Genomic DNA, 25,044 nt, shown 5'->3' on the forward strand with positions numbered 1-25,044 from the left:
CAACACCGACGATCTCGACCAGCTTTCACCGTCCCGACGATCATTCATTGATCTCGAGAATCGACATTCGTTGCGCTGCTGAACTTCTGACAACCCCACCAAGGAGGCCGCAATGAGCACCGCCGAACGAACACTGGCAAACCCCTTCTATGCAGTCGTCGGCGCGGGCGATCTGGCCATCGCGCAGGTGACCGACGCCGTCGCGCAGCTGCGCGAGCGGACCGAAACCGCCACCGAGACCGCGAGCACCCGCTTCGAGGAGACCAAGAGCCGGCTGAACAACCTGCCCGACGAGGTCCCGAGTATCGATGAGCTGCGTGCCAAGCTGAATCCCGAAGAGCTGCGCAAGGTCGCCGAGCCCTACGTCGAGCTGGCCACCAGCTTCTACAACTCGCTCGCCGAGCGCGGCGAGGAGACCCTCGAGCGCCTGCGTCAGCAGCCGCTGGTCCAGGAGGGTCTGACCCGCGCCGAGAAGACCTACAACGACGCCGTCGATCTCACCGAGGATGCCCTCGGGGTCGTGTCGACCCAGACCCGCTCGGTCGGCGAGCAGGCCGCCAAGATCGCCGGTCTGGTCGGAGCCCGCGTCGGTGAGGCAGGCGACGCGCTCGACGACGCCGCCGATGCCATCGGCGACAAGGTCGACGAGGCTGCACTCGAGGCCGGCGAGAAGCTCGACGAGGCCGCCGAGGCTCTCACCGAGGCCGGCGAGACCGTCAAGGCGCAGGCCGCGACCGCCGCATCCAAGATCGACGGGGCCGCGGGCACCGTGGAGGGCAAGGCGCGCACCGCCAACGACTCGCCCGCCAAGAAGATCGCCGCCGCCAAGAAGGCTCCGGCGAAGAAGGCCCCGGCCAAGAAGGCTCCCGGCCGGGCGACCAGCTGAGCTGATCCGGACTGAACCGAATTCTCAACGACCCCTACGGCTTCGGCCGTGGGGGTCGTTGTCTGTCGGGTGGTCGTGTATCGGGGGTGTCGGGCGGCTCGGGCGAGTCGATGGTCAGCACCGCCAGCGCGCCGTCGTCGCTTCGGTAGCTGTGGTCGGAATCGGACACCCACTGCAGGGAGCGGCCTGGGCCGGCGGTCTTCTCGGCTCCGAGCGGGCCGGCGGTGACGTGCCCGCGTACCACCCGGACGTGTTCGACGACGCCGGGTCCGTGGGCGGGGGAGATCGTGGTGCCGCCCGGATGAACCGCGAGCCAGAACACCTCGGTGGTGGCACCGCCGGGATGGTGTTCGACGTGCAGGAGTCGCGCCGAGAGGTGCGGGCCCGAGCCCTCGGTGCCCGAGTCCTCGCCGAGTAACGCGGTCAGCGGTACCCCGAGCGGGCCGGCGACGGCGTAGAGAGTGTCGAGAGTCGGGTTGCGCCTGCCGGATTCGAGTTCGGACAGCGATCCCTTGCCGATGCCGGCGGCGCGGGCGAGTGCCGACAGACTCATGCCGCGCCCCTCGCGGGCCGCGGTGATACGCGCACCGACCGCAGATCTCCCCGGGTGTTCCATAAACAGAACGATAGCGTTATGGTGGCCCGATGACCACCTCTCCGGCATCGTCGATCAGTGAGCCGATCACCGCGGGAATCATCACCGCGCTTGTCGGCTTCACGTCGTCGTTCGTCGTGGTGGTCGCCGGGTTGTGTGCGGTCGGCGCCGATCCCGGGCAGGCGGCGTCGGGTCTGCTCGCGCTCACCGTGACCTTCGCGGTCGGGATCATCGTTTTGTGCGTGGCCACGCGGAAGCCGATCACCCTGGCCTGGTCGACTCCGGGAGCGGCGATGCTGGTGGCCGCGGGCGCGGACTATCACGCCGGCTGGCGGGCTGCGGTCGGGGCTTTCCTCGTCGTCGGAATCCTGATCCTGGCGACGGGGCTGATCCCGGCTCTGGGTGATCTGATCGGCCGGATACCGACTCCGATCGCGCAGGCGATGCTGGCCGGCGTCCTGTTGACGCTGTGTCTGGCACCCATGAAATCGCTTGCAGCGCAGCCGCTGCTGACCCTGCCGATTCTCGCCGTGTGGCTCATCGCGACTCGATGGCTGACCCGCTGGGCGTTGCCTCTGGCCTTGGTGACCGCCCTCGTCGTCATCGGCATCTACGTCGCGGTGCACGGTGTCGGCGCGGGTGTGACGACGCAGTGGTGGCCGCAAATCGCCTGGACCACTCCGAGATTCGATGTGTCGGCGATCGTCGGGTTGGCCATCCCGCTCTACGTGGTGACGATGGCGTCACAGAATGTTCCCGGCGTGGCGGTGTTGAAGTCGTTCGGATATGACACCCCTTGGCGTCCTGCGATGTTCGTGACCGGGATCGGTACGGTATTCGGCGCACCGTTCGGTGGGCATGCCATCAACCTGGCCGCCTTGTCGGCGGCGCTGGCCGCGGGCGAGGAGGCGGGCGCCGACCGAACCCGGCGATGGATCGCCGGGGTGTCCGGCGGCATCAGCTATCTGGTGCTCGCGGTGGCTTCCGGAGCGCTGGTCACCATCACCGCGATTGCGCCGCAGGGGTTGCTGGAGTCGGTGGCCGGGCTCGCATTGCTGGCAACGTTCGCCAACGCTTTACTTGGTGCGTTCACCCACAAAGAATTTCGGATCGCATCGGGTCTGACGTTCGTCACCGCTGCCGCCGGCGTGACGTTCTGGGGGATCAGCGGCGCCTTCTGGGCCATCGTCGTCGGGCTCGTGTCCCACGGTGTGCTGCGTCGTCGAGGGCCAGTGTCCGGACCCGACGGGCATCGCGGAGTTGAGGATCGGCAGCGTAGCGCTCAGTGACTTGTGAGCCTGGCTTCTCTGTGCCGTTTGATATCCGGGCGACTGCTGTCCGAATGCAGCAGCGGCGCAGGCGGTCTTGAGGCTCGCCGCACGCGGCTCGCACCTCGACCAGCGGGGGATTGTGCAGGCCATCGAAGGATGCTCCGCCCTTCCCACCCGACGGTCCATCCCATCCAGATGGTCGAGGTGCCGAGGAGCGCCAGCGACGAGCCTCGAGACCCCTTGTGCCGAAGGGGTTTCCCGGCCACGGCAGCTCTAACGCCTCGACCATCGGGTGGGGTTGTCACTATGGAGTTCTCAAACAACAGATGCGGTCCCGGCGATGCCGGGTGCAGGATTCAGGTAGTGGGGCAGGGTAGGTCAGGCTGCGGCGTCGTCGAGTCGCATGGTTCTGCGGTGATAGGACGGCACGGGTCGTCGTTTCGGATCGACGCTGGCGGGTGGGATCAGCCAGGGGTGTCGGTCGAAGCCCATGATGATGTCCCAGCCGTGGTGATGCACATCGTCGTGGCAGCTGGTGCACAGCAGGCAGCCGTTGTCGAGGTCGGTGGGACCGCCATCACTCCAGTGGGCGAGGTGGTGTGCTTGGCAGCGTCCGGCGTGTGCTGAATCGCTCCGGGTTTGGTGCACACCTGGTTACTGGTGTGTCTCCACGGGTGTGGCGACAACTTGAGTGTAGTAGTTCCTTTCGGCTTCTATCGGTGGGATCCGTCCGAGACGGTGCATCAGTCGACGGGTGTTGTACCAGTGGACCCACCGGGCGGTGAGGTGCTCGACGTCGCCAACCCGACGTAATGGGCCGGTCCGAAACGGCGAATCCTCGCGTACCGCTTCGGTTTTGTACAACCCGATCGTCGTTTCGGCTAACGCATTGTCATAGGCGTCGCCGACGGTGCCGATCGAGGCGAGGAGCCCCGATAACTCGAGAGTCTCCCCACACCGCACGGACGTGTATTGCGACCCGGCATCCGAGTGATGAATAGTGTTGCCCAACATCGGATTGCCCTCCTCCTCTCGCAGGTTGGCGGCGTGGCGGATCGCGGTCCGCACGAACCTGTCGGTCTTCGAGCGCGAGCATTCCCAGCCGACGATCCGGCCGGCGAACGCATCGATCACGAACGCCGTATACGCGAAGGAACCATCCGCCAGCGGCACATAGGTGAAGTCGGCCACCACCAGAACGTTCGGTGCGGGTACCGCGAATTGGCGTTTGACCAGATCCGCAGCCCGCGCCGCAGCCGGGTCAGCAACCGTAGTGCGAACCTTCCTGCGTCTGGTCACCCCGCGCCAGCCGTTGGCGCGCATCAGTCGCTCCACTGTGCACCGGGCCACTTCGATACCCTCACGGCGCAGGTGAGCCCACATCTTCACCGCCCCGTACAGCGACTCTGGTGTGCGCTCACCGTCCGCGTCAGGCTCGTAGTAGCCGGCCAGCACCTCGGTGATCGTGATGTCCCACAACGCCCGCTTCGACAGCGGCCGTGAGCGCCACGCATAGTAGGTTCTCGGGGAGATCGGTGCACCGTGCTCGGTGAGCACACGACAGATCTGAGCGACCCCGAACCGAGCACAATGCTCGGCGATGAACGCGCACACTACCGATGTCGCGGGTCGCTCTCCCGCGCGAAGAAAGACGTTGCCGCTTTGAGGATTTCGACTGTCTCCTCCAGCTCGGACACCTTGCGTTTGAGCGCCCGCACCTCCGCAGCCTCTTCCCGAGTCACCCCCGGCTTGTCCCCGGAATCGATCTCGTGTTGACGGACCCACTTCCGCAACGTCTCCGAGGTGATCTTCAACCGCTTTGCGGTCGCGGTGATCGCCGCCCACTCACTCGGATACTCCCCGCGATGCTCAACGACCAACCGCACAGCCTTGGCCCGCGTCGCCTCGTCGTACTTCTTCGGCATGATGCCAACCTTCCCTCACAAAGAGGTGTGCACCAAACCCGGGGATGTTCATGCTCCGCATTTGATGCATCCGCGATCGCGGACGAGTAGTGCGTTGCGTTGTCCTGGGGTGAACAGCCGTTCTTTGAGTCCGACGTCGAGGGGTACGCCGTCGGTGTTGAGGATGATTTTGGTGATGGTGGTGTCACACGACAACATCCGCGCGGTGGCTTCGGTGATCGCGCCCATGTTCTGCAAATCGCCGCCGAGTGCCGGGTTGTCCGCCGACCAGGTCCACAACAGGCCGTTGGTGGGTTTGGCGGAGAAGGTGGTGTCGGCCAAGCCTTGTGCCGCGAGTTCGACGATCGTTTCGAATGCGGCAGCGCAGATCTGTTCGGGTGTACGGGGATCCGGTGACCCATCGGGTTGCGGCCTGGGCGCCGACAAGGTTTCCATCAGAGTCCGGGTCTTCTCCCCGGCGATGATGTCGAGGTTCGCTGAGATCTCCAACCGGCCGTCGTCGGTGATGCGGTCGGTGTAGGAGTTGATCGTCTTGTCCTCCGCGGCCGGTAACCCGCCCGGCGTCTCCGCGGCGAGCTCGTTCCCCAACTGTCGCGCGTAGAGGTTGATTTCGGCGGTGGTGAAGCCGGCGAAGTAGTGCGACAAGAGTTTCCGCAGAAACTCGCACCGTTGAACGGTGTCCAAAGGTTCGGGAGATCGGGTGTCGATGTGCGCCAGCCCGCGGACGATGGCATCGGTGTGTTCGGACGAGATGGACCCGTCAGCGGCATGCGCCAACAACAGGTCGATGTCGCTGGTGGCCGAGATCCGCACGTACCGACCTGCGACCGAGGGCGCGAAGCCCATGCTGATCAACAGTTCTCGCAGTCGGGTGGTTTTGTGGTCGGCCACCCCTAACCGGTCCATTTCGCCGGTGAGGGTGGTGGCGTGGTGATCAACCAGGTTTCGCAGTAGCAGGACTTGTTTCATGGCACCGAAGGCCTGGGGTCCGGTCATCTCCGGATTCCATTGCAGGTCGCCGAGTTGGGTGACGATCACAGCGAAGACTGCTTCGGCATCAACATCTTTGACGTCAAGAGTTGTGGTGGTGTCGATCATCGGCCCCTCCCCGGTGGCTGATCGGTGTGATGGCTCCAGTGTACCTCGCCAGGGTGTTCGACGCAAGGGGAAGTTTGATCAATTCTGCTTGTGGACAACGTGTTTCGGCGCTGATTTTCTGTCGGTGGGGTGTGGTAGGGGTGCGGTTTTCGTTTGTCTTGCTTTCGATGTGGTTGGGAGGCTTGTTGTCTCGCCGGGTCTCGAGGCTCGCCGCATGCGGCTCGCACCTCGATCAGCGAGGGGAATGGTGCTCGAGCATCGGCGGAGAGGGGCGCTCGACCGTCGGGGGAGGGGTTGACTGTCGGGAGTGATGAGTTCGCGGCTCCACTGTGCGGACGCGGCTGGTGCAGCGGGGGCGTTTGCGAATTCGGCTCGCGTTCAGGTCGTGTGATGGTGGATGTGGTTGGGAGGCTTGTTGTCTCGCCGGGTCTCGAGGCTCGCCGCATGCGGCTCGCACCTCGATCAGCGAGGGGAAGGGCACTCGGTCATCGGGTGGGGCGGGTTACTCGACCACGGAGGGCGCCCTGACTGTCGGGAGTGATGAGTTCGCGGCTCCAGTGTGCAGACGCGGCTGGTGCAGCGGGGGCGTTTGCGAACTCGGCTCGCGTTCAGGTCGTGTGATGGTGGATGTGGTTGGGAGGCCTGTTGTCTCGCCGGGTCTCGAGGCTCGCCGCACGCGGCTCGCACCTCGACCATCGGGGGAAGGGCACTCGGTCATCGAGGAAGGCGCCTTGACCGTCGGGGGAGGGGCCATCGGGGGAGGAGGGAGCCATCGGGTGAGGATCTCGATTATCGGGAGGGGAACTGCGCGACCAACGGGAGGTCAGTCGGGGAGGGCGGCCAGACGTTTCTTCTCGGCGGCGACGTCGAAATCGGCGGCGGGCCAATCGAGGTCGAGACCTGACAGGGCATCGATGAGTAGTTCGCAGATTGCCAGGCGGGAGAACCATTTCCGATTGGCGGGGATGAGATACCACGGGGTGGCGTCGGAGTCGCAGCGGTCGAAGATGGCTTGGTAGGCCTCGAGGTAGTCGTCCCAGTAGGCGCGCTCGTCGAGGTCGCCCGGGTTGTACTTCCAGTACTTGTCGGGACGGTCGAGGCGTTCGGCCAGTCGAGCCTTCTGCTCGTCCTTCGACACCACCAGAGCGCATTTCACCACCGTCGTGCCGGCGTCGACGAGTTCCCGCTCGAATCGATTGATGATGTCGTAGCGTGCTTCCCACTCCGATTGCGGTACCAGGGAATGCACGCGTACGGGCAGGACGTCCTCGTAATGGGAGCGGTCGAAGATGCCGATGCGTCCGGCCGGGGGCAGTGCCTTGCGGATGCGCCACAGGAAGTCGTGGGAGAGCTCCTCGGGTGTGGGCTTGCCGAATCCCTTGATGCTCAGGCCTTGTGGGTCGAGCAGGCCGCCGACGTGTCGTGCGATCCCGCCCTTGCCAGCGGTGTCCATGCCTTGCAGGACCAGCAGTACCGAGCGGTGGTCGCCGGCTCTGCCGTTGGCGAAGAGCAACTCCTGCAGGCTTGCGAGGATCTCACCGCGTTCGGTGAGCAACTCCTCGCCGAGGCGACGACCACCGGCGAATCCCGGTGTGCTGTCGGGGGCGAAATCGGCGATCGGCCCGACAGTACCCACGCGCAACGCGTCGATCGGTTCTTGTGCCCAGCCCTTCGTCGAACCGTTGCCGCGCTTGCCCATGATTCAACCTCCTCGTCGTGTGATCCAGAGGGTACCCAACACGACCAGGGTCGCGGGTCAAGTCGGCGGGTAGAGTGGTCCGCCGCCGAACGCCTGGCGATGCGAATCGGGCTGCGCGCCATCATTGTTGACGATTCCGTGCTCGCGCCCGTACTCCGCGCTGATGAGGGTGTGTCCGGTCAGGTCGGCCAGCGCCGGGTCGTCGGCGAGCGCCGCGATGACCCGACCCACGAACTCGGGATCCTCGGCGCGCTGTAACGAGAAGCCCGCGAACTCGTCGACGCCGAGGGAGAGCAGCAACTCGGTGCGGATCAGGCCCAACCACAACGACACCGCATGAACGCCGGTGCCCTGCAGTTCGACGGCCATGTCGGCGACCATCTTGTCCAGTGCCGCCTTGCTCATGCCGTAGAGCACCGAGTGCAGGTGACCGCGTGTCCCGAACGACGAGATGTTGACAATGAGACCCGACCCGGCGGCCACCATGATCCGGCCGGCGTGCACCGACGCCACGTAATGGGCGCGCAGTCCGACCCCGATCAACGAATCCCAGTCGCTCACCGGCCGCTGCCAGAACGGTTCGCTGAATCCGCCGAACCCGCGCGGTGCCGCCCACACGTTGTTGACCAGCAGATCGAGGTGACCCTCGGCGTCGTCGATCGTCTCGAAAACCTCGCCGACGGCCGCGTCGTCGGTGTGATCACAGGTGATCACCCGGGCTCCGTCGGGACCGCGCCCACTGCGCGCGGTGGTGTAGACGGTCCAGCCGGCGTCGAGAAGTGCGGTGGCAACCCCGAGACCGACACCGCGACTGGCGCCGGTCACCAATGCCACCCGACTCACCGGAGTGGGGCCTCGTCGTCGGCCGAACCGCGCTCGTGGTTGTCCCGATGTCCTTCGGTCCCGTCGTGATCGGGCAGCGGTGGGGGATCGGCCATGAATGCGGTACGGGAACCGTTCACCGCGGCGACCCCGACGATCGAACTCCACACCATCATCGTCAGATAGTCGATGAGATCGTCGACGCCGATGGATCGTTCGCCCATCCACCAATCGACGGCACGCTGGATACCGCCGACGAGGGTGTACGCCCACACCTGGGCGCCCGCCGAATCACCGTCGCGTTCAGCCAGCCGCATCACGATGGTCGACGTGAGCAACTGCGCCACCAGCTTCTCCGACTCCGCTGAGGTCACCGACGAACTCGGCGACGCCGACAACGCGAACCGGTACAACGCGGGTTCGTCGGCGACGGCACGGACGTAGACGTTGATCACGGTGCGGGTCAGGGTGTACTCGTCGACCTCGTCGGTGATGGTCTCGATCAGCCGCGGCATCAGGGTGGTCTCGAAGAACCGCACCGTCGTGGCAACCCCGAGATCGTTCTTGTCGGTGAAATAGCGGTACAACACTGTCTTGGAAACGCCGATGTGCCGGGCGATCTCGTCCATCCCGACGTCGGCGCCGAGTTCACGGACGGCGGCCATCGTGCCGTCGGTCAGCTCGGTGCGGCGCTCCCGTTTGTGGTTTTCCCAGCGTTGCCGACGACCGTCGGGTTTGACGCGTTCCTCGACCGACCCGCCCAGCAGCGCCTGCTCGATTCCGCGGGTCACGTTCGTCGCCGCCGACACCGCGGCGCGCGCCGCCGCGGCCGGACTGGGACGATTTGCGATCACCCGGCCAGCGTAGTCGCTGCCGGCGGGTAGAAATGGATGGGTGTCAACTGTGACTACGGACGTTTCCGGTACCGGCAGGCATCGGGCCGCGTCGGCAAGTGCGCCCGGGTTCTCCTCGGGCGGTTCCGCGTCCGACGAACGCCGCCGCCGCGACCTGCGCAAGATGAAACTGCTGGCAACCAGCTTCCTCGTGGTAGCTGCTGTCATCTACCTGTTCACCCGCTACCTCGAACACCGCGACGGCGCCGACGTCGCCGCATGGGTCGGCTATGTGCGTGCGGCGTCTGAGGCCGGCATGGTCGGCGCGCTGGCCGACTGGTTCGCGGTGACGGCGCTGTTCCGGCACCCGCTGGGCATCCCGATCCCGCACACCGCCCTGATTCGCAAGAAGAAGGACGACATCGGCGATCAGCTCGGCGGCTTCATCGAAGAGAACTTCATGACGCCCGAGGTGATCGTGCAGCGCGTCGAGCAGTTGGATCTGCCGCGTCGCGTTGCGACCTGGCTGGCCGATCCGAACAACGCCCCACGGGTGTCCGACGAGGCTGCCCGCGCCATCAAGCTCGCGTCAGAGATGTTGCGCGACGAGGACATCGAGCAGTTCATCCAGGCCACCCTGCGGTGGGCGGCCGAACCCGAGTGGGCGCCGCCGATCGGCCGCATCCTGCACCAGCTGATCGCCGAGGACCGCCTCGAGCCGGTCTTCCAACTCCTGTGCGACCGCGCCCACGACTGGGCGCTGGGCAGCCAGGACCTCATCGACCGGGTGGTGGAGAGCGACGTCGGACCGGCCTGGAAACCGAAGTTCGTGACCAACCTGATGGGCGATCGGATCTACCGCGAACTCGTCGACTTCACCTACAAGGTCCGTGCCGACCCGGATCACGAGATGCGTCGGTCGATGCACGAATTCGTCGAGCAGTTCGCCGACGACCTGCAGAACGACCCGGAGATGGTCGCCCGGTTCGAGAACATCAAACGCGAACTCGTGGGCAGCGAGGAGGTGGCCGGCGCGGCATCGACCGCCTGGAACACCGGCAAGGCCGTCATCGAGCAGATGCTCGCCGACCCGAACAGCACGTTGCGCAACACCCTGACCGACGCCGCGATCAACCTCGGCGAGCGGATCCGCGACGACCGGCCGCTGCAGGAGAAGATGAATTGGTGGGTCGCACGTGTCGCCAACCACGTTGCCACCAACTATTCGCGAGAGATCATCTCCGTCATCACCGAGACCGTGCGCGGCTGGGACGCCGAGGACACCAGCCGCAAGATCGAACTCCAGGTGGGGCGCGACCTGCAGTTCATCCGCATCAACGGCACCGTCGTCGGATCACTGGCGGGACTGGCGATCTACACGATCTCGGTGCTCATCTTCCCCTGACCGGTCCCGAGTGAGGGCCACGACGCCGCGCCGCGCTGCATGCACTGTGCTTGCACGTGTTAGCACTGGGGTCGATACTGGGCTCGGCGAGCCACGGGAGGTGACATGACAGCGAAGAGGCCCCACCAGAGCACGTCCGACGAGCACCGCTCGGACGGCGACGATCCCGTCGACGACGCGTCGAGCCCCGACGAGGACGACCGCGACACCGGCGGCGTCGGACACACCGTGGAAGCCGTCACCGCGGTCACCGCGGTGGCCTCGGATGCGGTCGCAACCGCGGCACAGGACATCGGTGGGTTCATCCGATCCCAACGAATGGCCGCAGAGGTGTCGTTGCGGCAGTTGGCCGAACGGGCCGGCGTCAGCAATCCCTACCTCAGCCAGATCGAGCGCGGACTCCGCAAACCCTCGGCAGATGTGTTGGCGCAGATCGCCAAGGGCCTGCGGGTGTCGGCCGAGGTGCTGTACGTTCGGGCCGGGATCCTCGAAGAACGTCCGGCCAGCCCGGTGCGCGATGCGTTGATCGCCGACGATTCGATCAGCGAACGCCAGAAGCAGATGCTGCTCGAGATCTACGAGTCCTTCCGCAAGGAGAACGCCACCGACGAGCCGATCCCCGACGAGTGACCACTGGGTGACTCGGGCGGTCGATTCACCACCCGCACAAGCGAATCGAGGAGTTCCGATCATGCCGGACAACCCGTTGTCGACAGCGTTGGGTCAAGTGTCGGCCCTGCTCAACGATTTTCGTGAGCGCGGTGAGGCCGCCACCGAGCAGGCCCAGACCAAGATCGCCGAGAGCATCGAGTCCGCCCAGGAGCGGATCACCGAGTCGCGTGAGGATCTCACCGAACGCGTCGCCGAGCGAGTCGATTCCGCGCAGTCCACTCTCGACGAGACGCTGGCCGCCGCGCTGGCGACGTTCGAGGAGGCCAAGAGCAAACTCGCCTCCCTGCCCGTCGAACTGCCCGCCGAGATCGAAGAACTACGCGCGCGATTCTCCCCGGAAGAACTGCGCAAGGTCGCCGACGCCTACCTCGCGGTTGCGGCCGCGCTGCTGGCATCGCTGTCCGAACGCACCGAAGAGGTCGTCGACCGACTCAAGGCCCAACCTCTCGTCGGTGAGAACCTCCCGAAACTGGAGAAGGTCTACAACGACGCCGTCGCCCTCACCGAAGACGCGCTGGGCACCCTCGCGACGCAGACCAAACTGATCAGCGGTCAAGCCGCCCGCGGAACCGGTGTGGGACAACTGACCTCGCGGCGAACCGCCAAGAAAGCCGCTCGCGCAAAGGGTTCGGCCACCAAGGCGCTGCCCGCGGCGAAGAAGGCTGGGCCGGCAAAGAAGACGGCGCCGGCGACGAAGACGGCGCCGGCGAAGCGGGCCGCACCGGTCAAGGTTGCGGCCAAGGAAGCCGAGGCGAAGAAGGCTGCCGTCGTCGCGAAGGCGCCCGCGAAGAAGACAGCGGCGAAGAAGACAGCGGCCACGAAGAGTGCCGCGAAGAAGGCAGCGGCCACGAAGAGCCCTGCGAAGAAGACGGCGGCCACGAAGACGGCGGCCAAGAATGCTCCGGCCAAGAAGACTCCGGCCAAGAAGACCGCTGCGAAGAAAGCTCCCGCCAAGAAGACCCCGGCGAAGAAGACGGCAGCCAAGAAGACTGCGGCCAAGACCACCCCGGCGAAGAAGACGGCAGCCAAGAAGACCACCGGCGCCAAGAAGACCACCGCAACAAAAACCACCGCCGCCAAGAAGACCCCAGCGAAGAAGACGTCCGCACGCAAGTCGACGCGCTCCTGAGCTCGCGCGCGTCCGACAAAACCGACAGGGAAAGCTAGAGTGGTTGCGTGAATTTCGTCAACGTCCTCGCCGCAGGTCAGAACCTCGTGTTGTGGGTGCTGACCGTGGTCGCCGGTGTCGCGGCCATCGTCGCCCTCGTCCACGCGTCCATGCAGCGCAAAGACGCCTTCCCTGCGGTCGACAAGCAGAGCAAGGTGCTCTGGGTGTCGTTGCTGGCCCTCGCGACCCTGTTCATCTGGCTGTTCCAGGCGCCGACGCTGTTCTACCTCATCGGCGTCGTCGCGCTGATCGTGTACCTCGTCGACGTCCGGCCGCGCGTCGACTCCATTCAGAACAAGCATTGGTTCCGCAAGATCCGGTGAGCTGAACCCGGGGTCCGCCCACCCGTCTGCGCCGCGCAGGTTTCGCCAACCGCCCGCGACCGTCCTCGTGACGGTCGCGGGCGGTTCCCGTATGCCACGACGCCGGCGATGGCCCGCACCGACGAGTGACGAGCACCACAGGCGTTTAATATGCATCTCGGATGCAAATTATGATCTGATGATCACATGCAACTGACCCGCTTCACCGACATCGGCTTGCGCGTGGTGATGCGCCTGGCCGTCTCGGACGGGTCGATGACCACTCGGGTCCTCGCCGAGGAGATGGCCGTGCCCTATACGCACGTCACCAAGGTGACCGGCCGTCTCGCCGAACTCGGCGTCGTCCACTCACGGCGGGGTCGCTCCGGTGGGCTGGTGATCACCGAGCTGGGCCGCACGGCCCGAATCGGTTGGCTCGCGGCCAGTCTCGAAGGTGACGGGGAGGTCGTCGACTGCGACGGTGAAACGCCGTGCCCACTGCGCCGGGCGTGCCGACTGCGCGGTGCGCTCGCCGCCGCCCGCCGTGCCTTCTTCGACAGCCTCGACGACGTGACCGTCGGGGACCTCGTGACCGACCCCACCGGAGCGGTCCTGCTCTCCCTCGACATCCCGCGTCGCGCCGAGGCGACGTCCCACAGTCAGGCCGAACCCCCTCGGGCCGAACCCTACAGTCAAGCCGAATAGGTTCGGCAACAAACGATTCCGCCGCCGGGCGGAACAGATCAGATCGGAGTCGTCGTGCTCACCATGCCCACTCGCGAGGTCATCGCGGCCACCCTGCCCGCCGTCGACGGCGCACTCGGGGAGATCACCCCGAACTTCTACGCGCGGATGTTCGCAGCTCACCCGACGTTGCTCGATGACATGTTTAACCGCACCCACCAGCGGTCCGGTGAACAGCCGATGGCGTTGGCCGGGTCGATCGCGGCCTTCGCCAAGCTGCAACTCGAACCCGATCTGCGGCGCCAGCGCTTCATCATCGACCGCATCGCGCACAAGCATGCGTCCCTCGGGGTCACCCGCGATCAGTATTCGATTGTCCACGAGCACCTGTTTGCCGCGATCGTCGAGGTGCTCGGTGCCGCGGTGACCCCGGAGGTCGCCAATGCGTGGGACGAATTGTATTGGGAGATGGCCGATGTGCTGATCCGCGAAGAAGCCGACCTGTACGCCGCGGCCGGCGTCGAACCCGGTGCGGTGTGGCGCGATCTCGTCGTGACCCGACGCGATCAGGTGGCCCCGGACGCGGTGTCGTTCACCTTGGCCGCGCCCGACGGCGCGGATCTTCCGGCATTCTCTCCCGGGCAGTACATCTCGGTGCAGGTGCCGCTGGCCGACGGCGCGCATCAGATCCGCCAGTACAGCCTGATCGGCACGCCGCGAGCGCGCGACGAGTGGCGGATCAGCGTCAAACTCGCCGGCGAGGTGTCGGCGTATCTGCACGAGAACGTCTTCGAGGGCGACTCCGTGCACGTTTCGATGCCGTTCGGTGATCTCGTTCTGCCCGAGGATGATTCGCCGTTGCTGCTGGCATCGGCGGGTATCGGGTGCACACCGGTGATCGGGCTACTGACCGCACTCGCCGAGTCCGGAACCGACCGCCCGGTGACGGTCCTGCATGCCGACCACTCGCGGGCCGGTCAGCCTCATCGTGGACAACTCGGTGCCCTCGTCGAGCAGATCGATTCGGCACGGCTCTACCAGTGGTATCAGCACGGCGCCGACCATCTGGTGTCCGACGCGGTGCGCACCGGCCGGATGTCGTTGGACGGTATCGATCTCGCCGACGGCGTCCACGCCATGCTGTGTGGCCCCACCGGATTCCTCGACTCGATTCGCACCCAGCTGCTCGACCGGAATGTGCCGTCAGAACACATCCACTTCGAGACCTTCGGGCCGGAATTGTTGCGCACCGGCACCTCTCGATGAGTGCGTCATACGCGGTGGCGACCGCGGTCACCTTCGTCTGGTTGGGCATGGTGCTCGCGATCTCGTTCCTGGAGGCGCCACTGAAGTTCCGTGCTCCGGGCATCACCATCCCGCTCGGTCTGGGGATCGGGCGGTTGGTGTTCCGTGCGCTCAACGCCGTCGAGACAGGGGCGGCGCTCGCGCTGATCGTGTGCGCGGTCGCCGGGGGCTGGGTGGGGCAACCCGCGGGCATCCTCGCCGTGGTTGCGGTGGTGGTCCTGGCGGTCCAACTCGTCGGCATCCGGCCCGCTTTGAACCGTCGCTCCGACGAGGTGCTCGCCGCCGGAGACGCCGACGGCCCGCGCAGTCACGCGCACCTGATCTATGTGGCCGCCGAGGTCGTCAAGGTGGGTGTGCTGGTGGCGACCGGCGTCGTGCTGCTGGCCGGATGACTAGAGCGCTCTTTGCCGGATGACCGACGGGAGACACGAGTCGTCGGGCGCGGGTCGCCGGGCGTACGACATCCGGCGAATACACTGTCATTCGTGGCTGAGTATCGGATCAACGACCTGGCAGAGGCGTCCGGCGTCAGCGTCCGCAACATCCGGGTCTATCAGGATCGCGGGCTGCTGCCGCCGCCGACGATCCGCGGTCGCACCGGCTGGTACTCCGACGATCACCTCAATCGCCTGAATCTCATCTCGCGGATGCTCGAACGCGGATACACCTTTGCCACCATCAGTGAGCTCCTGCACGCGGCCCACTACGGGATGAAGGTCGAGCATGTGTTGCGTGGCGCGCCCACCAAGGGCGGGCGGTTCCGCAACTTCAAGCGCGCGGCCACGATCACCTTCACCGAGCTGCGCAAGACCCTCAACGCCAGCGAGCGCTCCATCGCGCTCAGCCAGAAACTCGGGCTGCTCGTCAAGGACGGCGCCCACTACGCGATCAAGAACCCGGAGGTCCTCGAGGGTGCCGAGGTGCTGGTCAAGAGCGGCGTCGACATCGACGTGCTGCTCGACCGCTTCGTGCGTGTGCAGGACGATCTCGAGGATGCGGCCCGCAGTTTCGTCTCGATCATCACCGACAAGTACCTCAACGAGAACCTGCCGACCCTCGGCGAGGCCAAGGTCAGCAAGATGGCCGAACTGATCCAGACGGTCCGGCCGATGGCCCACGAGATCGTGGAGACCACGTTCCGCAAGGCGCTCGACGACGAGATCACCCGGGCGATCGGCGAGGCGTCGACGTACTTCGACGTCGCCGACACCGATGTTCCGGCCACCGATTACCCAGCCACCGATGTTCCCGGCGCCGACGTCGCCGACGGACCCGCATCGGGCATCGATCCCGAGGCCGCAGGCGATGGCGCCCAGAACATGACAACGGGTAGTGTTACATCAGATACTGTGTCCCCCGACACGTCCGAGGGCCCTGCGTCGGGCACCGAGGAGCCGGTGGACACGCCGCGAACACACCGTCCGACTCCGCGATCGTCCTGATCGCCGCGCCCGGCCGGTGTCCTGGGGAGAGGGTGGACACATGAGTCGTCGTGGGTGGGCCATCGGTGGCGTTGCCGCCGGTGCAGGTCTGATCGGGGTTGGGGTGGGCACCATCGGTGCCGGACTGGTACGCGAAGCACTACACGGCGATCCGGCCGTCGACGACGGGCCCGACGATCTGCTGGCCACCCCGACGGCCCCGAGCGACACCAGAACCGTCCGCGCCGCCGACGGCACCCGGCTCAACGTGGTCATCTACGGTCCCGGTGCGCGCGGTGACGACACCGCCGGTGATGTGATCGTCGCGGTGCACGGATGGACGTGCAACACCACCTACTGGTATCCCCAGATCAACGCCTTCGCCGGTGAACGCACCGTCATCACCTACGATCAGCGTGGACACGGAGCCAGTGAGCTCGGCCGCAAACGACCCACCGTCGCGACCCTCGGTCAGGACCTCGACGCCGTACTCGACGCCGTCGTCCCGCCCGGGCGCCGAGCGATCCTCATCGGCCACTCCATGGGCGGCATGACGATCATGTCGTGGGCGGCGCAGTACCCGCACAAGGTGTCCGATCGTGTGTCGGCGGTGGTCCTCGCCTCCACCGCGGCCAAGGCGGTCATGCAGAATCACCTGCTCATCCCGCTCGACCTGCCGCGCTACAGCAAACCGTTCGCGCCCGCGGTCACCAAGCTCATCACCTCGGCGCCACTTCCCGTGCCGCGCAGCTCGTATGGGCCGCGGATGTCGCAGTACATCGCGCTCGGCTCCACCGCTCGCGCCTCGCACGTCGAGTTCGTGGACACCATGATCATGAGCTGCCCGCCGCGCGCACGGGCCCGCTGGGGTGCGGCGATGGGCAAGCTGGATGTGACCGCGGGGCTGGACGCGTTGACGGTCCCGACGACGATCGTGGTCGGCAGCGCCGACCGTCTGACCCCGCCCTCACACGCCGAGCAGATGGCAGAGGTGTTGCGGCGCAACGGAACCCTGCGTGATCTCGTCGTACTCGACGGGGTGGGGCACATGTCGACGATCGAGGCCGGGGCCGTCGTCGACGACACCCTCGCGGCGGTCATCGCGGATGCGGAGCAGCCGAACCCGCAGACCGATCGCGTCCCGTCGGTCTGAGCGGCAACTCCAGGCGGAACACCGCACCCTGTGTCGCGCCGTCCGGTGTGCGCGGCAGCAGGCGCACCTCGCCCCCGTGGGCGCGGGCCAGCCCGCGCGCCACCGCCAGTCCCAGACCGGCGCCGCCCGAGCGTCGATCTCGTGAATCATCCAGGCGCACCATGCGATCGAAGATCCGCTCGCGGTCGGCGTCGGGGACGCCCGGTCCGGTGTCGCTGACCGTCACGGTCACCCACCCGCCGGACTCGGTGGGTACGTGCGCGACCGCCACCTCGACGTGCCCGCCGGCCGGGGTGGCCTGACAGGCGTTGTCGATGAGGTTGGCCAGGATCTGCGAGATCCGGCCGGGGTCGGCGAGTGTCGGCGGGGCGTCACCGGTGGCGACGACCGTCAGCTCCGGATGCAGGATCGCCACCCGCCGACACTGATCTTCGGCGAGGGCGACGAGGTCGACCGCCTCGGGATGCAGCGCCAGTCCGGCATCGATGCGGGCCATATCGACCATGTCGCCGACGAGTCGTCCGGCGCGGCGGGTCTCCTGAACGAGCAACAGCAGCAACTGTTCCCGGTCGTCGGCGGATGCGTCGGCATCCATCTGCAGCAGGGTCTCGGCGATCGCCTGCACCCCGGTGACCGGGGTGCGCAACTCGTGGGCCGCATCGGCGACGAACTGCCGGACCGACTGCTGTGCGGCACGCTGATTGGCCTCGGCACCCTCCAGCGAGTCGAGCATGTCATCGAAAGCCGCTGCGGTACGCCCCAGCTCGGTGTCGGTCCGCGTCGGGGCGAGGCGCTCACCGCGTCGGCCACGTGCGATCGAGCGCGCCACATCGGTCATGGTGTCCAACGGCGCCAGGGCATAACGCATCCCGAACCACAGCAGCAACGCGGTGAGGACGAGCGCCCCCGACCCGGTGATCGCCATCCCGATCAGCAGACGCGACTGCACACCGCCGAGCAGATCGCCGTCTACGGCGAGCGTCAGCGTCGCGCCGTCGGCCCAGGAGGAGTTGGGCGCCTTGAGGGTGATCGCGCGGCGGGCGACCGCGTCGCGGGTCGGGTGGCCGAACACCTCGCCGTCGGCGAGTTCGAGTCGGGCCCGCACCGAACGGCCCTCGATGCGCTGCAGGAAGATCTCCGGCGTGCGTGAGGTCCGGGCGTACTGCTGGGCGAGGGTGGCCCGATCACTGAGCAATGCCCCGGCGGCACGATGGCCCGCGACGGCGAACAGTGCGCTGCCGATGGCGATCAGGGCGACCAACGACACCGCGAGCACCACGACGGCCAGAGCAGTCACCCGGCTGCGCAACGAGCTGCCGGTCAGTCGAGTGCGGATCGTCGTCATGACGGGCGCAGGGTGTAGCCGCGGCCGCGTTCGGTGTGCAACAGTCGCGGACCGTGGGCCTCGAGCTTGCGGCGCAACGCACTGACGTTGACCTCCACGAGATTCGGGTCGTAGTGGTCGTAACCCCAGACGCCGGTGAGGATCTGGGTCTTGGTGACCACCCTGCCGCGGCGCTGCGCGAGGTACGTGAGTACCCGGAACTCGGTGGGCGTCAACGCGATTCGCTCACCTGCGCGTGTTGCCGTCCCGCCGTCGCGGTCGATCTCGAGGTCGTCGACGTAGAGGATGTCGGTGCGCCCGCCGCGTCGGCGCAACACGGCGCCGACGCGCGCCACCAACTCCGCCATCTCGAACGGCTTGACCACATAGTCGTCGGCGCCCTCGGTGAGGCCGTGCAATCGGTCGGCGACGGCGTCGCGGGCGGTCACCATGATGATGCCGGCGTCGCTGCGCCGCCGTACCACATCGAGCAGGGTGAAACCGTCCGAACCGGGCAGCATGACGTCGAGCAGGACCGCGTCGGGACGCGCCTGTGCCAGATCGTGTTCGAGTCGTGAACCGTCGGGGCATGCGAGGACCCGATGCCCGGCCTCGGTCAGTGCCGCGGCCACAGCGACACGGATCGGGGTCGAGTCCTCGATGACGAGGACCGTGGCGCTCATGTCAGGTGATTCTGCCAGCCCGCGGTCACGTCTCGGTCATCATCGATCACCGTGCCCGATCAACTCGGCTGCGCCGAGGTCGGGGCCGGTGCGCCAGTGGTCTGTGGCGTCGCGGAGCCGGCCGGCGTCGGACGCTTCGCGACGATGCGCGCGGTGACGGTGTCGCCACTTCGGGTCCCGGCGACAACGACCCGGTCGCCGACGGCGAAGTCGCTCTGCTGCTGCGGTTTCCGTTCGGTCCCGAAATGGGTGTCGCCGGTGATGTCGACGGTCACCGTCTTGTCGCCGCGGGTCTGGACCGTCCAGGTCTGGCCGTTGATCGCGGTGATCTGGCCGGTCACCCCACGTCGGCTTGCCGCGGAGGTGGCCTCACGGTGGGTCTTCTTGCCGTGCTGGGCGGTGGCCGCGACGGGCTGTGTGTGCGAGTCGTCGTGTCCGGTCGCCCACCCGATACCGCCGCCGATGAGACCGCCGATGATGAGCGCAGCGACCCCGGTGAGCAGCGCGGTGCGCTGACTGTGCCAGAACGACGGCTTGGGTGCCGGACCGGGAGTGCCCGGTCCCTGCGGTGGCATCGACGGTGGTGGCCCGGACGGTGGTGGGCCGGAAGGGGGCGGTCCGGAAGGGGGCGGTCCGGAGGGTGGCGGGCCGGAGTACGGGCCGGGATGACCCGGGATCGGTGCGATCGGCGTCGTCGGGTTCGCCCCCTGCGACATCGGTTCGGTACCGAACTGGGTGGTGGGGTCGTCGGGCGTGGCGTCGTGCGGTTGGCTGTCGGGTTCTTGTGGGTTCTCGGTGTCTGACATGGCGACCACCGTAGGGCGGGGGAGTACGGGGCAACTGAAGGCTTTCTGAAGGTTGGCCCGACAGGACCGACGGTTTGCCCTGTGGTCCGATCAGTCCGGCTACGGGCGGGATGCCGGATCTGCGAGGGTCGTGCTGAAGACTCCCTGAAGGACCGGCGTCATGGCCTGGTTGGCGGCACCGGGGTTGGCCAGACTGGCAGCCATGACGCAATCGGCCGACTGGATGGCGGCGGCGAGAGTGGTGCGGCGGTTGGGGTTCGGCGCGACCGGAACCCAGGTCGATGCCGTGGTGGCCTCGGGGATCGACTCCTACCTCCAGCGTGTGCTGACGCCCACACCCGCGCTCGATCCTGGGGTCGATGCCACCCCGGCACCGCACTTCGGCATGCCGGCGCGCGTGCCGCGCACCGCGTCGGCCACGGTGCGCAAGAAGGTGCAATCCGAACGTTCGGCGCAGACAGCGCAATTGGTGACCTGGTGGACGAATCGGATGATTGCCGCCGAGGTTCCCGAACGGGAGAAGCTGACCTTTATGTGGCACAACCACTTCGCCACGTCGATCGCCAAGGTCGGCTCTGCCGCGGAGATGCTCGCCCAGAACGAGAAGCTGCGCACGATGGGACTCGGACAATTCCGTCCACTGGCCTACACCATGCTGACCGATGCGGCGATGCTGCGCTGGCTCGACGGCGCCAGCAACGTCAAGGGCGCCGCGAACGAGAACCTCGCCCGCGAATTCATGGAACTGTTCGCCCTCGGACACGGCAACGGGTACACCGAGACCGACGTCCGCGAGGGTGCACGGGCCCTGACCGGGTGGCGACCGGACAACCGCGGTGGCACGATACTCAAGCCGGCGCTGCATGATTCGGGCACCAAGACCGTCCTGGGCGTCACCGGCGATCTGGACGCCGCGAGCTTTTGCGACGCCGTGCTCGATCACCCGACCTCTGCCGGCTACGTCGCCACCAGGGTGTGGCAGCATCTCGCCGGGGATACACCACCGTCGGCTGCGGCGCAGACCCGGCTGACCTCGGCGTACGGCCCCGACCGCGATCTGCGCGGTCTGGTGACCGCGATCGTCACCGATCCCGAGCTCGGAAACTCCTCAGGAGTGGTCTCCCCCGTGCAGTGGCTCATCGGCGCCACCCGGGCGTTACAACCGAAAACCGGTGCTGCCGAACTCAAACGAACAACCTCCACCCTCAAGACGCTGGGCCAGCAGCCCTTCTACCCACCCGACGTCGGGGGCTGGCCGTCCGGGCAGGCGTGGCTGTCGACCGCCGGCGCCGAAACACGCTGGAACGCAGCGACGCGCCTGGCGCGCGACGCGCAGGTCACCACCATCCACGACGCCGCCGCGGGCGAGCGTATCGACGCCGCAGCGCATCTGCTCGGTATCGGTGGATTCTCCGACCGGACCGTGAAGGTGATGCAGGGGTCGGTCAAGAATCCGGTGACGCTCACCGCGATCGCCCTCAACAGCCCCGAATACCTGACCGTCTGAACACCATTCGCGCGATCCGAGGCAGGACCACATGAAGACCATCGACGTCAATCGCCGCACATTCCTCGTCGGCACCGGTGTGCTGGCCGCACTCGGCGCCGCTGGCGGGGTTGCGACCGTCACCTGGGACGATCTGCACCGGGCGAGCGTGGAGCATCCTCGAGTCGTGGGCAACGGAGTACTGGTCATCCTCACCATGTACGGCGGCAACGACGGCATCAACACGCTGATCCCATACGCGGACAGCGCCTACCACGACAACCGGCCCGAACTCGCCTACGCCCCACAGGACGTGCTGCACCTCGACGACTCGCTTGGGCTGAACCCGGCGATGAAGGGACTGCATAACGCGTGGGGCGACGGGACCCTGGCGATCGTGCGCGGTGTCGGGTACCCGCAGCCCGACCACAGTCATTTCCGCTCCATGGACATCTGGCAGACCGCGTCGCCGGGGTCGGCGGTGCCGAGTGGATGGATCGGACGATGGCTCGACGCGACGGGCGATGATCCATTGCGCGCCCTCAACATCGGGCCGGTGCTGCCGATGCTGTCGATCGGGGAGAAGTCGACGGCGGCTGCCCTCGACCCCACGGGCAGCCCGCTCGCTGCGCCGGTCGTCGCGCGGCTGGCGCAACTGGGAGCGCCGTCGGCGCCGGACAGTCCCGCGGAGCAGATGGTCTGCACGTCCTACGCCGCCGAGAACAAGGCGGCGTCGGCGCTGCGTGGGGTCCGAGCGGCGTCGAAGGGGACGACCGGGTCGGCGGGCGCACAGGGCAAAGCGCTTGCCGAACAACTCGATACGGTCGCCCGGTGCGTAAGCGCCGGAGTGCCGACCAAGGTGTACTCGGTGAGCATCGGCGGATTCGACACACACGCCGACGAACGCGAGACACAGCAGAATCTGCTCGGTGAAGTCGACTCGGCCCTGTCGTCGTTTCTCACCCGGATGGCCGGTGACCCGCGTGGCCGCGACGTCATCGTCATGGCCTACTCGGAGTTCGGTCGTCGCGTGCGCGCCAACGCCTCTCAGGGCACCGACCACGGAACGGCGGGCCCGGTCTTCGTCGCCGGCGCCCCCGTCCGCGGCGGCTTCTACGGTGACGAACCGAGTCTGACCGACCTGGACGACGGAGACCTCAAGTCCACCACAGACTTCCGCGACATCTACGCCGAACTCCTGGGAACCGGCCTCGGCACCGACCCTACGTCGGTGGGGACGGGACGGCGGGCGGTCGGGTTTCTGTAGGTGGGGTGGGGTTCAAGTAACCTGCGCTGCCCGATGGTCGAGCAACCCGTCCTCCCCGATGGCCGAGTGCCTTTTCCTCGATGGTGCGAGGTGCACGGCGCCCCAAGCGCCGGGCCTCGAGACCTCGCGAGACAACAAGCCTCCCAACCACATCGACCGTCGCACGACTTGAACGCGAGCCGAATGTGCAGACGCCCCCGCTGCACCAGCCGCTTCTGCACATTGGGGCCGCGGACGCATACTCCCGACGATCTAGTCGCCCTCCCCCCGATGGCCGAGCACCCCCTCTTCCCGATGGTCGAGCACCCCTCTTCCCGTTGGTCGAGGTGCACGGCGCCCCAGGCGCCGGGCCTCGAGACCCGGCGAGACTACAAGCCTCCCAACCACATCGACAGCAAGACAAACGAAATCCGGACCCCCTACCACACTCCACCGACAGAAAATCGGTGCCGAAACACGTTGTCCACAAGCAGAATTGATCAAAATATCCCTTGCGTCGAACACCCTGGCGAGGTATACTGGACCCATCACACCGCTCAGCCACCGGGGAGGGGCCCATGATCGACACCACTGAAACTCTCGACGCGGAAACCGTTGACGCCGAAGCAATCTTCGCCACCATCGTCACCCAACTCAGCGACCTGCAATGGAATCCGGAGATGACCGGGCCCCAAGCCTTCGGCGCGATGAAACAAGTCCTGCTGCTCCGCAACCTGGTCGATCACCACGCCACCACCCTCACCGACGAAATGGACCGACTGGGCGTGGCCGACCACAAAACCACCCGACTGCGAGAACTGTTGATCAGCATGGGCTTCGCACCCGCGGTCGCAGGTCGGTACGTGCGGATCTCGGCCACCAGCGACATCGACCTGTTGTTGGCGCATGCCGCTGACGGGTCCATCTCGTCCGAACACACCGACGCCATCATCCGCGGACTGGCGCACATCGACACCCGCTCCCCCGAACCTATGGACACCGTCCAACGCTGCGAGTTTCTGCGGAAACTGCTGTCGCACTACTTCGCCAGATTCACCCCCGCCGAAATCAACCTCTACGCTCGGCAGCTGGGTAACGAGCTCGCCGCCGAGACGCCTGGCGGGTTGCCTGCTGCGGAGGACAAGAAGATCAACAGCTACACCGACCGCATCACCGACGACGGCCGGTTGGAGATCTCGGCGAACCTCGACATCATCGCCGGCGAGAAAACACGGACTTTGATGCAAACCCTGTCGGCGCCGAAACCGCAGCCGGATGGGTCCCCGGATCCGCGGACTCCGGAACAGATCTGTGCTGCCGCGTTCGAAACGATCGTGGAGTTGGCGGCACAAGGACTAGCGGACACCACCTTCTCCGCGAAACCGACCAACGGGTTGTTGTGGACCTGGTCAGCCGACAACCCGGCACTCGGCGGGGACTTGCAGAACATGGGTCCGATCACCGAAGCCACCGCCAAGTTGTTGTCGTGTGACACCACCATCACCAAAATCATCCTCAACACCGACGGCGTACCCCTCGACGTCGGACTCAAAGAACGGCTGTTCACCCCAGGACAACGCAACGCACTACTCGTCCGCGATCGCGGATGCATCAAATGCGGAGCACACGCCGGACGCTGCCAAGCACACCACCTCGCCCACTGGAGTGATGGCGGTCCCACCGACCTCGACAACGGCTGCCTACTGTGCACCAGCTGCCACGACGATGTGCACCACCACGGCTGGGACATCATCATGGGATTCGACCGACACCCCCGGCTGATCCCACCCGCCAGCATCGATCCGAAACGCCAACCCGTGCCGTCGTATCACCGCAGAACCATGCGACTCGACGACGCCGCAGCCTGACCTACCCTGCCCCACTACCTGAATCCCCGCACCCGGCCTAGCCGGGACCGCATCTGATCTTTGAGAACTCCATAGAGAAACCCACCCGGTGGTCGAGGTGTTCGAGTGTCCGTGGCCCGGAATCCTGTCGGCACAAGGGGTCTCGAGGCTCGTCGCTAACGCTCCTCGGCACCTCGACCACCGGGATGGGACGGCCATCGGGCACGAAACCCGGGGTGGGAACGGCCCTCCGATGGTCGAGGTGCGAGCCGCGTGCGGCGAGCCTCGAGACCAATTGAGCCAACGCTGGATTCGTATCACGGTGGCCCAGATACCCATCGGTGCAACGGGTCTCGAGGCTACGTCGCTATCGCTCCTTCGCACCTCGACCAGCGTACGAAGGCGGCTCGCAG

At 66.6% G+C, this 25,044-nt stretch carries 22 protein-coding genes and 2 pseudogenes; 14 read left to right on the forward strand and 10 right to left on the reverse strand.

From position 1 onward, the window contains the following. Positions 1–112 precede the first annotated feature (112 nt). Positions 113–886, forward strand: a complete 774-nt coding sequence (locus J6U32_RS07205; protein WP_208794284.1) for a heparin-binding hemagglutinin — start codon at positions 113–115, stop codon at positions 884–886. A gap of 34 nt (positions 887–920) precedes the next feature. Here the strand turns inward: J6U32_RS07205 and J6U32_RS07210 are convergent, their stop codons facing one another. After that, a complete protein-coding gene (locus J6U32_RS07210) occupies positions 921–1,502 on the reverse strand; it encodes a helix-turn-helix domain-containing protein (protein WP_208794286.1) in 582 nt (193 codons plus the stop codon). Positions 1,503–1,531: 29 nt separating this feature from the next. On the opposite strand from J6U32_RS07210, the gene J6U32_RS07215 reads away from it, so the two are divergent. Then, positions 1,532–2,770 carry a benzoate/H(+) symporter BenE family transporter gene (locus tag J6U32_RS07215; protein WP_208794288.1) on the forward strand — a complete coding sequence of 413 codons (1,239 nt, stop codon included), beginning with the start codon at positions 1,532–1,534 and terminating at the stop codon, positions 2,768–2,770. Between the two features lie 360 nt (positions 2,771–3,130). On the opposite strand, the pseudogene J6U32_RS07220 reads toward J6U32_RS07215, so the two are convergent. From J6U32_RS07220 to J6U32_RS07245, 6 genes and pseudogenes are all read right to left on the reverse strand, one after another. Next, a pseudogene (locus J6U32_RS07220) lies at positions 3,131–3,376 on the reverse strand (HNH endonuclease); the annotation flags it as partial. A gap of 30 nt (positions 3,377–3,406) precedes the next feature. Further along, positions 3,407–4,677, reverse strand: a protein-coding gene (locus J6U32_RS07225; protein ID WP_208794290.1) for an IS3 family transposase whose coding sequence is annotated in 2 segments (ribosomal slippage) — positions 3,407–4,404 and positions 4,404–4,677 — 1,272 coding nt in all. Because the reading frame shifts where the segments join, the coding sequence is not laid out codon by codon here. A gap of 51 nt (positions 4,678–4,728) precedes the next feature. After that, positions 4,729–5,775, reverse strand: a pseudogene (locus J6U32_RS07230) (DUF222 domain-containing protein); the annotation flags it as partial. Positions 5,776–6,598: 823 nt separating this feature from the next. Beyond that, the gene (locus J6U32_RS07235; RefSeq protein WP_208794292.1) at positions 6,599–7,474 is read right to left on the reverse strand and encodes a polyphosphate kinase 2 family protein; all 876 of its coding nucleotides are present in this window, start codon (positions 7,472–7,474) and stop codon (positions 6,599–6,601) included. Positions 7,475–7,531: 57 nt separating this feature from the next. After that, on the reverse strand, positions 7,532–8,317 hold the full coding sequence (locus J6U32_RS07240) for an SDR family NAD(P)-dependent oxidoreductase (protein ID WP_208794294.1): 786 nt from the start codon (positions 8,315–8,317) through the stop codon (positions 7,532–7,534). Next, the gene (locus J6U32_RS07245) at positions 8,314–9,147 is read right to left on the reverse strand and encodes a TetR/AcrR family transcriptional regulator (protein ID WP_244332898.1); all 834 of its coding nucleotides are present in this window, start codon (positions 9,145–9,147) and stop codon (positions 8,314–8,316) included. Before J6U32_RS07245 ends, J6U32_RS07240 begins: the two co-directional genes overlap by 4 nt. Before the next feature lie 52 nt (positions 9,148–9,199). Between J6U32_RS07245 and J6U32_RS07250 the strand changes: the two genes are divergently transcribed. The 9 genes from J6U32_RS07250 (at position 9,200) to J6U32_RS07290 (ending at position 17,239) form a co-directional block, all read left to right on the forward strand. Then, a complete protein-coding gene (locus J6U32_RS07250; RefSeq protein ID WP_208794295.1) occupies positions 9,200–10,534 on the forward strand; it encodes a DUF445 domain-containing protein in 1,335 nt (444 codons plus the stop codon). A gap of 105 nt (positions 10,535–10,639) precedes the next feature. Next, entirely contained in the window at positions 10,640–11,164 is a 525-nt protein-coding gene (locus J6U32_RS07255) for a helix-turn-helix domain-containing protein (protein WP_280118976.1), read from the forward strand. Between the two features lie 61 nt (positions 11,165–11,225). Further along, a complete protein-coding gene (locus J6U32_RS07260; RefSeq protein ID WP_208794297.1) occupies positions 11,226–12,335 on the forward strand; it encodes a histone H1-like repetitive region-containing protein in 1,110 nt (369 codons plus the stop codon). Positions 12,336–12,382: 47 nt separating this feature from the next. Continuing rightward, positions 12,383–12,697: a DUF2516 family protein gene (locus J6U32_RS07265; RefSeq protein WP_208794299.1), complete on the forward strand. Its 315-nt coding sequence runs from the start codon at positions 12,383–12,385 to the stop codon at positions 12,695–12,697. A 186-nt stretch (positions 12,698–12,883) separates the two neighbouring features. Then, positions 12,884–13,381 (forward strand): RrF2 family transcriptional regulator, encoded by a 498-nt coding sequence (locus tag J6U32_RS07270; protein WP_208794301.1) that lies wholly within the window; start codon positions 12,884–12,886, stop codon positions 13,379–13,381. A 54-nt stretch (positions 13,382–13,435) separates the two neighbouring features. Continuing rightward, positions 13,436–14,626, forward strand: a complete 1,191-nt coding sequence (locus J6U32_RS07275; protein ID WP_208794303.1) for an FAD-binding oxidoreductase — start codon at positions 13,436–13,438, stop codon at positions 14,624–14,626. Beyond that, positions 14,623–15,057 carry a hypothetical protein gene (locus J6U32_RS07280; RefSeq protein ID WP_208794304.1) on the forward strand — a complete coding sequence of 145 codons (435 nt, stop codon included), beginning with the start codon at positions 14,623–14,625 and terminating at the stop codon, positions 15,055–15,057. The genes J6U32_RS07275 and J6U32_RS07280 overlap by 4 nt, the downstream gene beginning before the upstream one ends. A gap of 93 nt (positions 15,058–15,150) precedes the next feature. Beyond that, complete coding sequence (locus tag J6U32_RS07285; protein WP_208794306.1) at positions 15,151–16,107, forward strand: MerR family transcriptional regulator; 957 nt, start codon at positions 15,151–15,153, stop codon at positions 16,105–16,107. Between the two features lie 40 nt (positions 16,108–16,147). Continuing rightward, complete coding sequence (locus J6U32_RS07290; RefSeq protein ID WP_208794308.1) at positions 16,148–17,239, forward strand: alpha/beta fold hydrolase; 1,092 nt, start codon at positions 16,148–16,150, stop codon at positions 17,237–17,239. Here the strand turns inward: J6U32_RS07290 and J6U32_RS07295 are convergent. Genes J6U32_RS07295 through J6U32_RS07305 form a run of 3 tightly spaced genes read right to left on the reverse strand, consistent with a single transcriptional unit; the run spans position 17,184 to position 20,052 of the window. Next, positions 17,184–18,584: a sensor histidine kinase gene (locus tag J6U32_RS07295; protein WP_208794309.1), complete on the reverse strand. Its 1,401-nt coding sequence runs from the start codon at positions 18,582–18,584 to the stop codon at positions 17,184–17,186. The two genes, J6U32_RS07290 and J6U32_RS07295, sit on opposite strands and share 56 nt — an antisense overlap. After that, positions 18,581–19,246 carry a response regulator transcription factor gene (locus J6U32_RS07300; RefSeq protein ID WP_208794311.1) on the reverse strand — a complete coding sequence of 222 codons (666 nt, stop codon included), beginning with the start codon at positions 19,244–19,246 and terminating at the stop codon, positions 18,581–18,583. The genes J6U32_RS07295 and J6U32_RS07300 overlap by 4 nt, the downstream gene beginning before the upstream one ends. A 59-nt stretch (positions 19,247–19,305) precedes the next feature. Next, the gene (locus tag J6U32_RS07305; RefSeq protein WP_208794313.1) at positions 19,306–20,052 is read right to left on the reverse strand and encodes a DUF5666 domain-containing protein; all 747 of its coding nucleotides are present in this window, start codon (positions 20,050–20,052) and stop codon (positions 19,306–19,308) included. A 202-nt stretch (positions 20,053–20,254) separates the two neighbouring features. On the opposite strand from J6U32_RS07305, the gene J6U32_RS07310 reads away from it, so the two are divergent. From J6U32_RS07310 to J6U32_RS07320, 3 genes are all read left to right on the forward strand, one after another. Further along, positions 20,255–21,559, forward strand: a complete 1,305-nt coding sequence (locus J6U32_RS07310; RefSeq protein ID WP_208794315.1) for a DUF1800 domain-containing protein — start codon at positions 20,255–20,257, stop codon at positions 21,557–21,559. 31 nt (positions 21,560–21,590) lie between these two features. Continuing rightward, positions 21,591–22,805 carry a DUF1501 domain-containing protein gene (locus tag J6U32_RS07315; RefSeq protein ID WP_208794317.1) on the forward strand — a complete coding sequence of 405 codons (1,215 nt, stop codon included), beginning with the start codon at positions 21,591–21,593 and terminating at the stop codon, positions 22,803–22,805. Positions 22,806–23,362: 557 nt separating this feature from the next. Beyond that, a complete protein-coding gene (locus tag J6U32_RS07320) occupies positions 23,363–24,652 on the forward strand; it encodes an HNH endonuclease (RefSeq protein WP_208794319.1) in 1,290 nt (429 codons plus the stop codon). Positions 24,653–25,044: the final 392 nt, after the last annotated feature.

It is taken from the genome of Gordonia polyisoprenivorans, assembly GCF_017654315.1.
Lineage (GTDB): Bacteria > Actinomycetota > Actinomycetes > Mycobacteriales > Mycobacteriaceae > Gordonia > Gordonia polyisoprenivorans_A.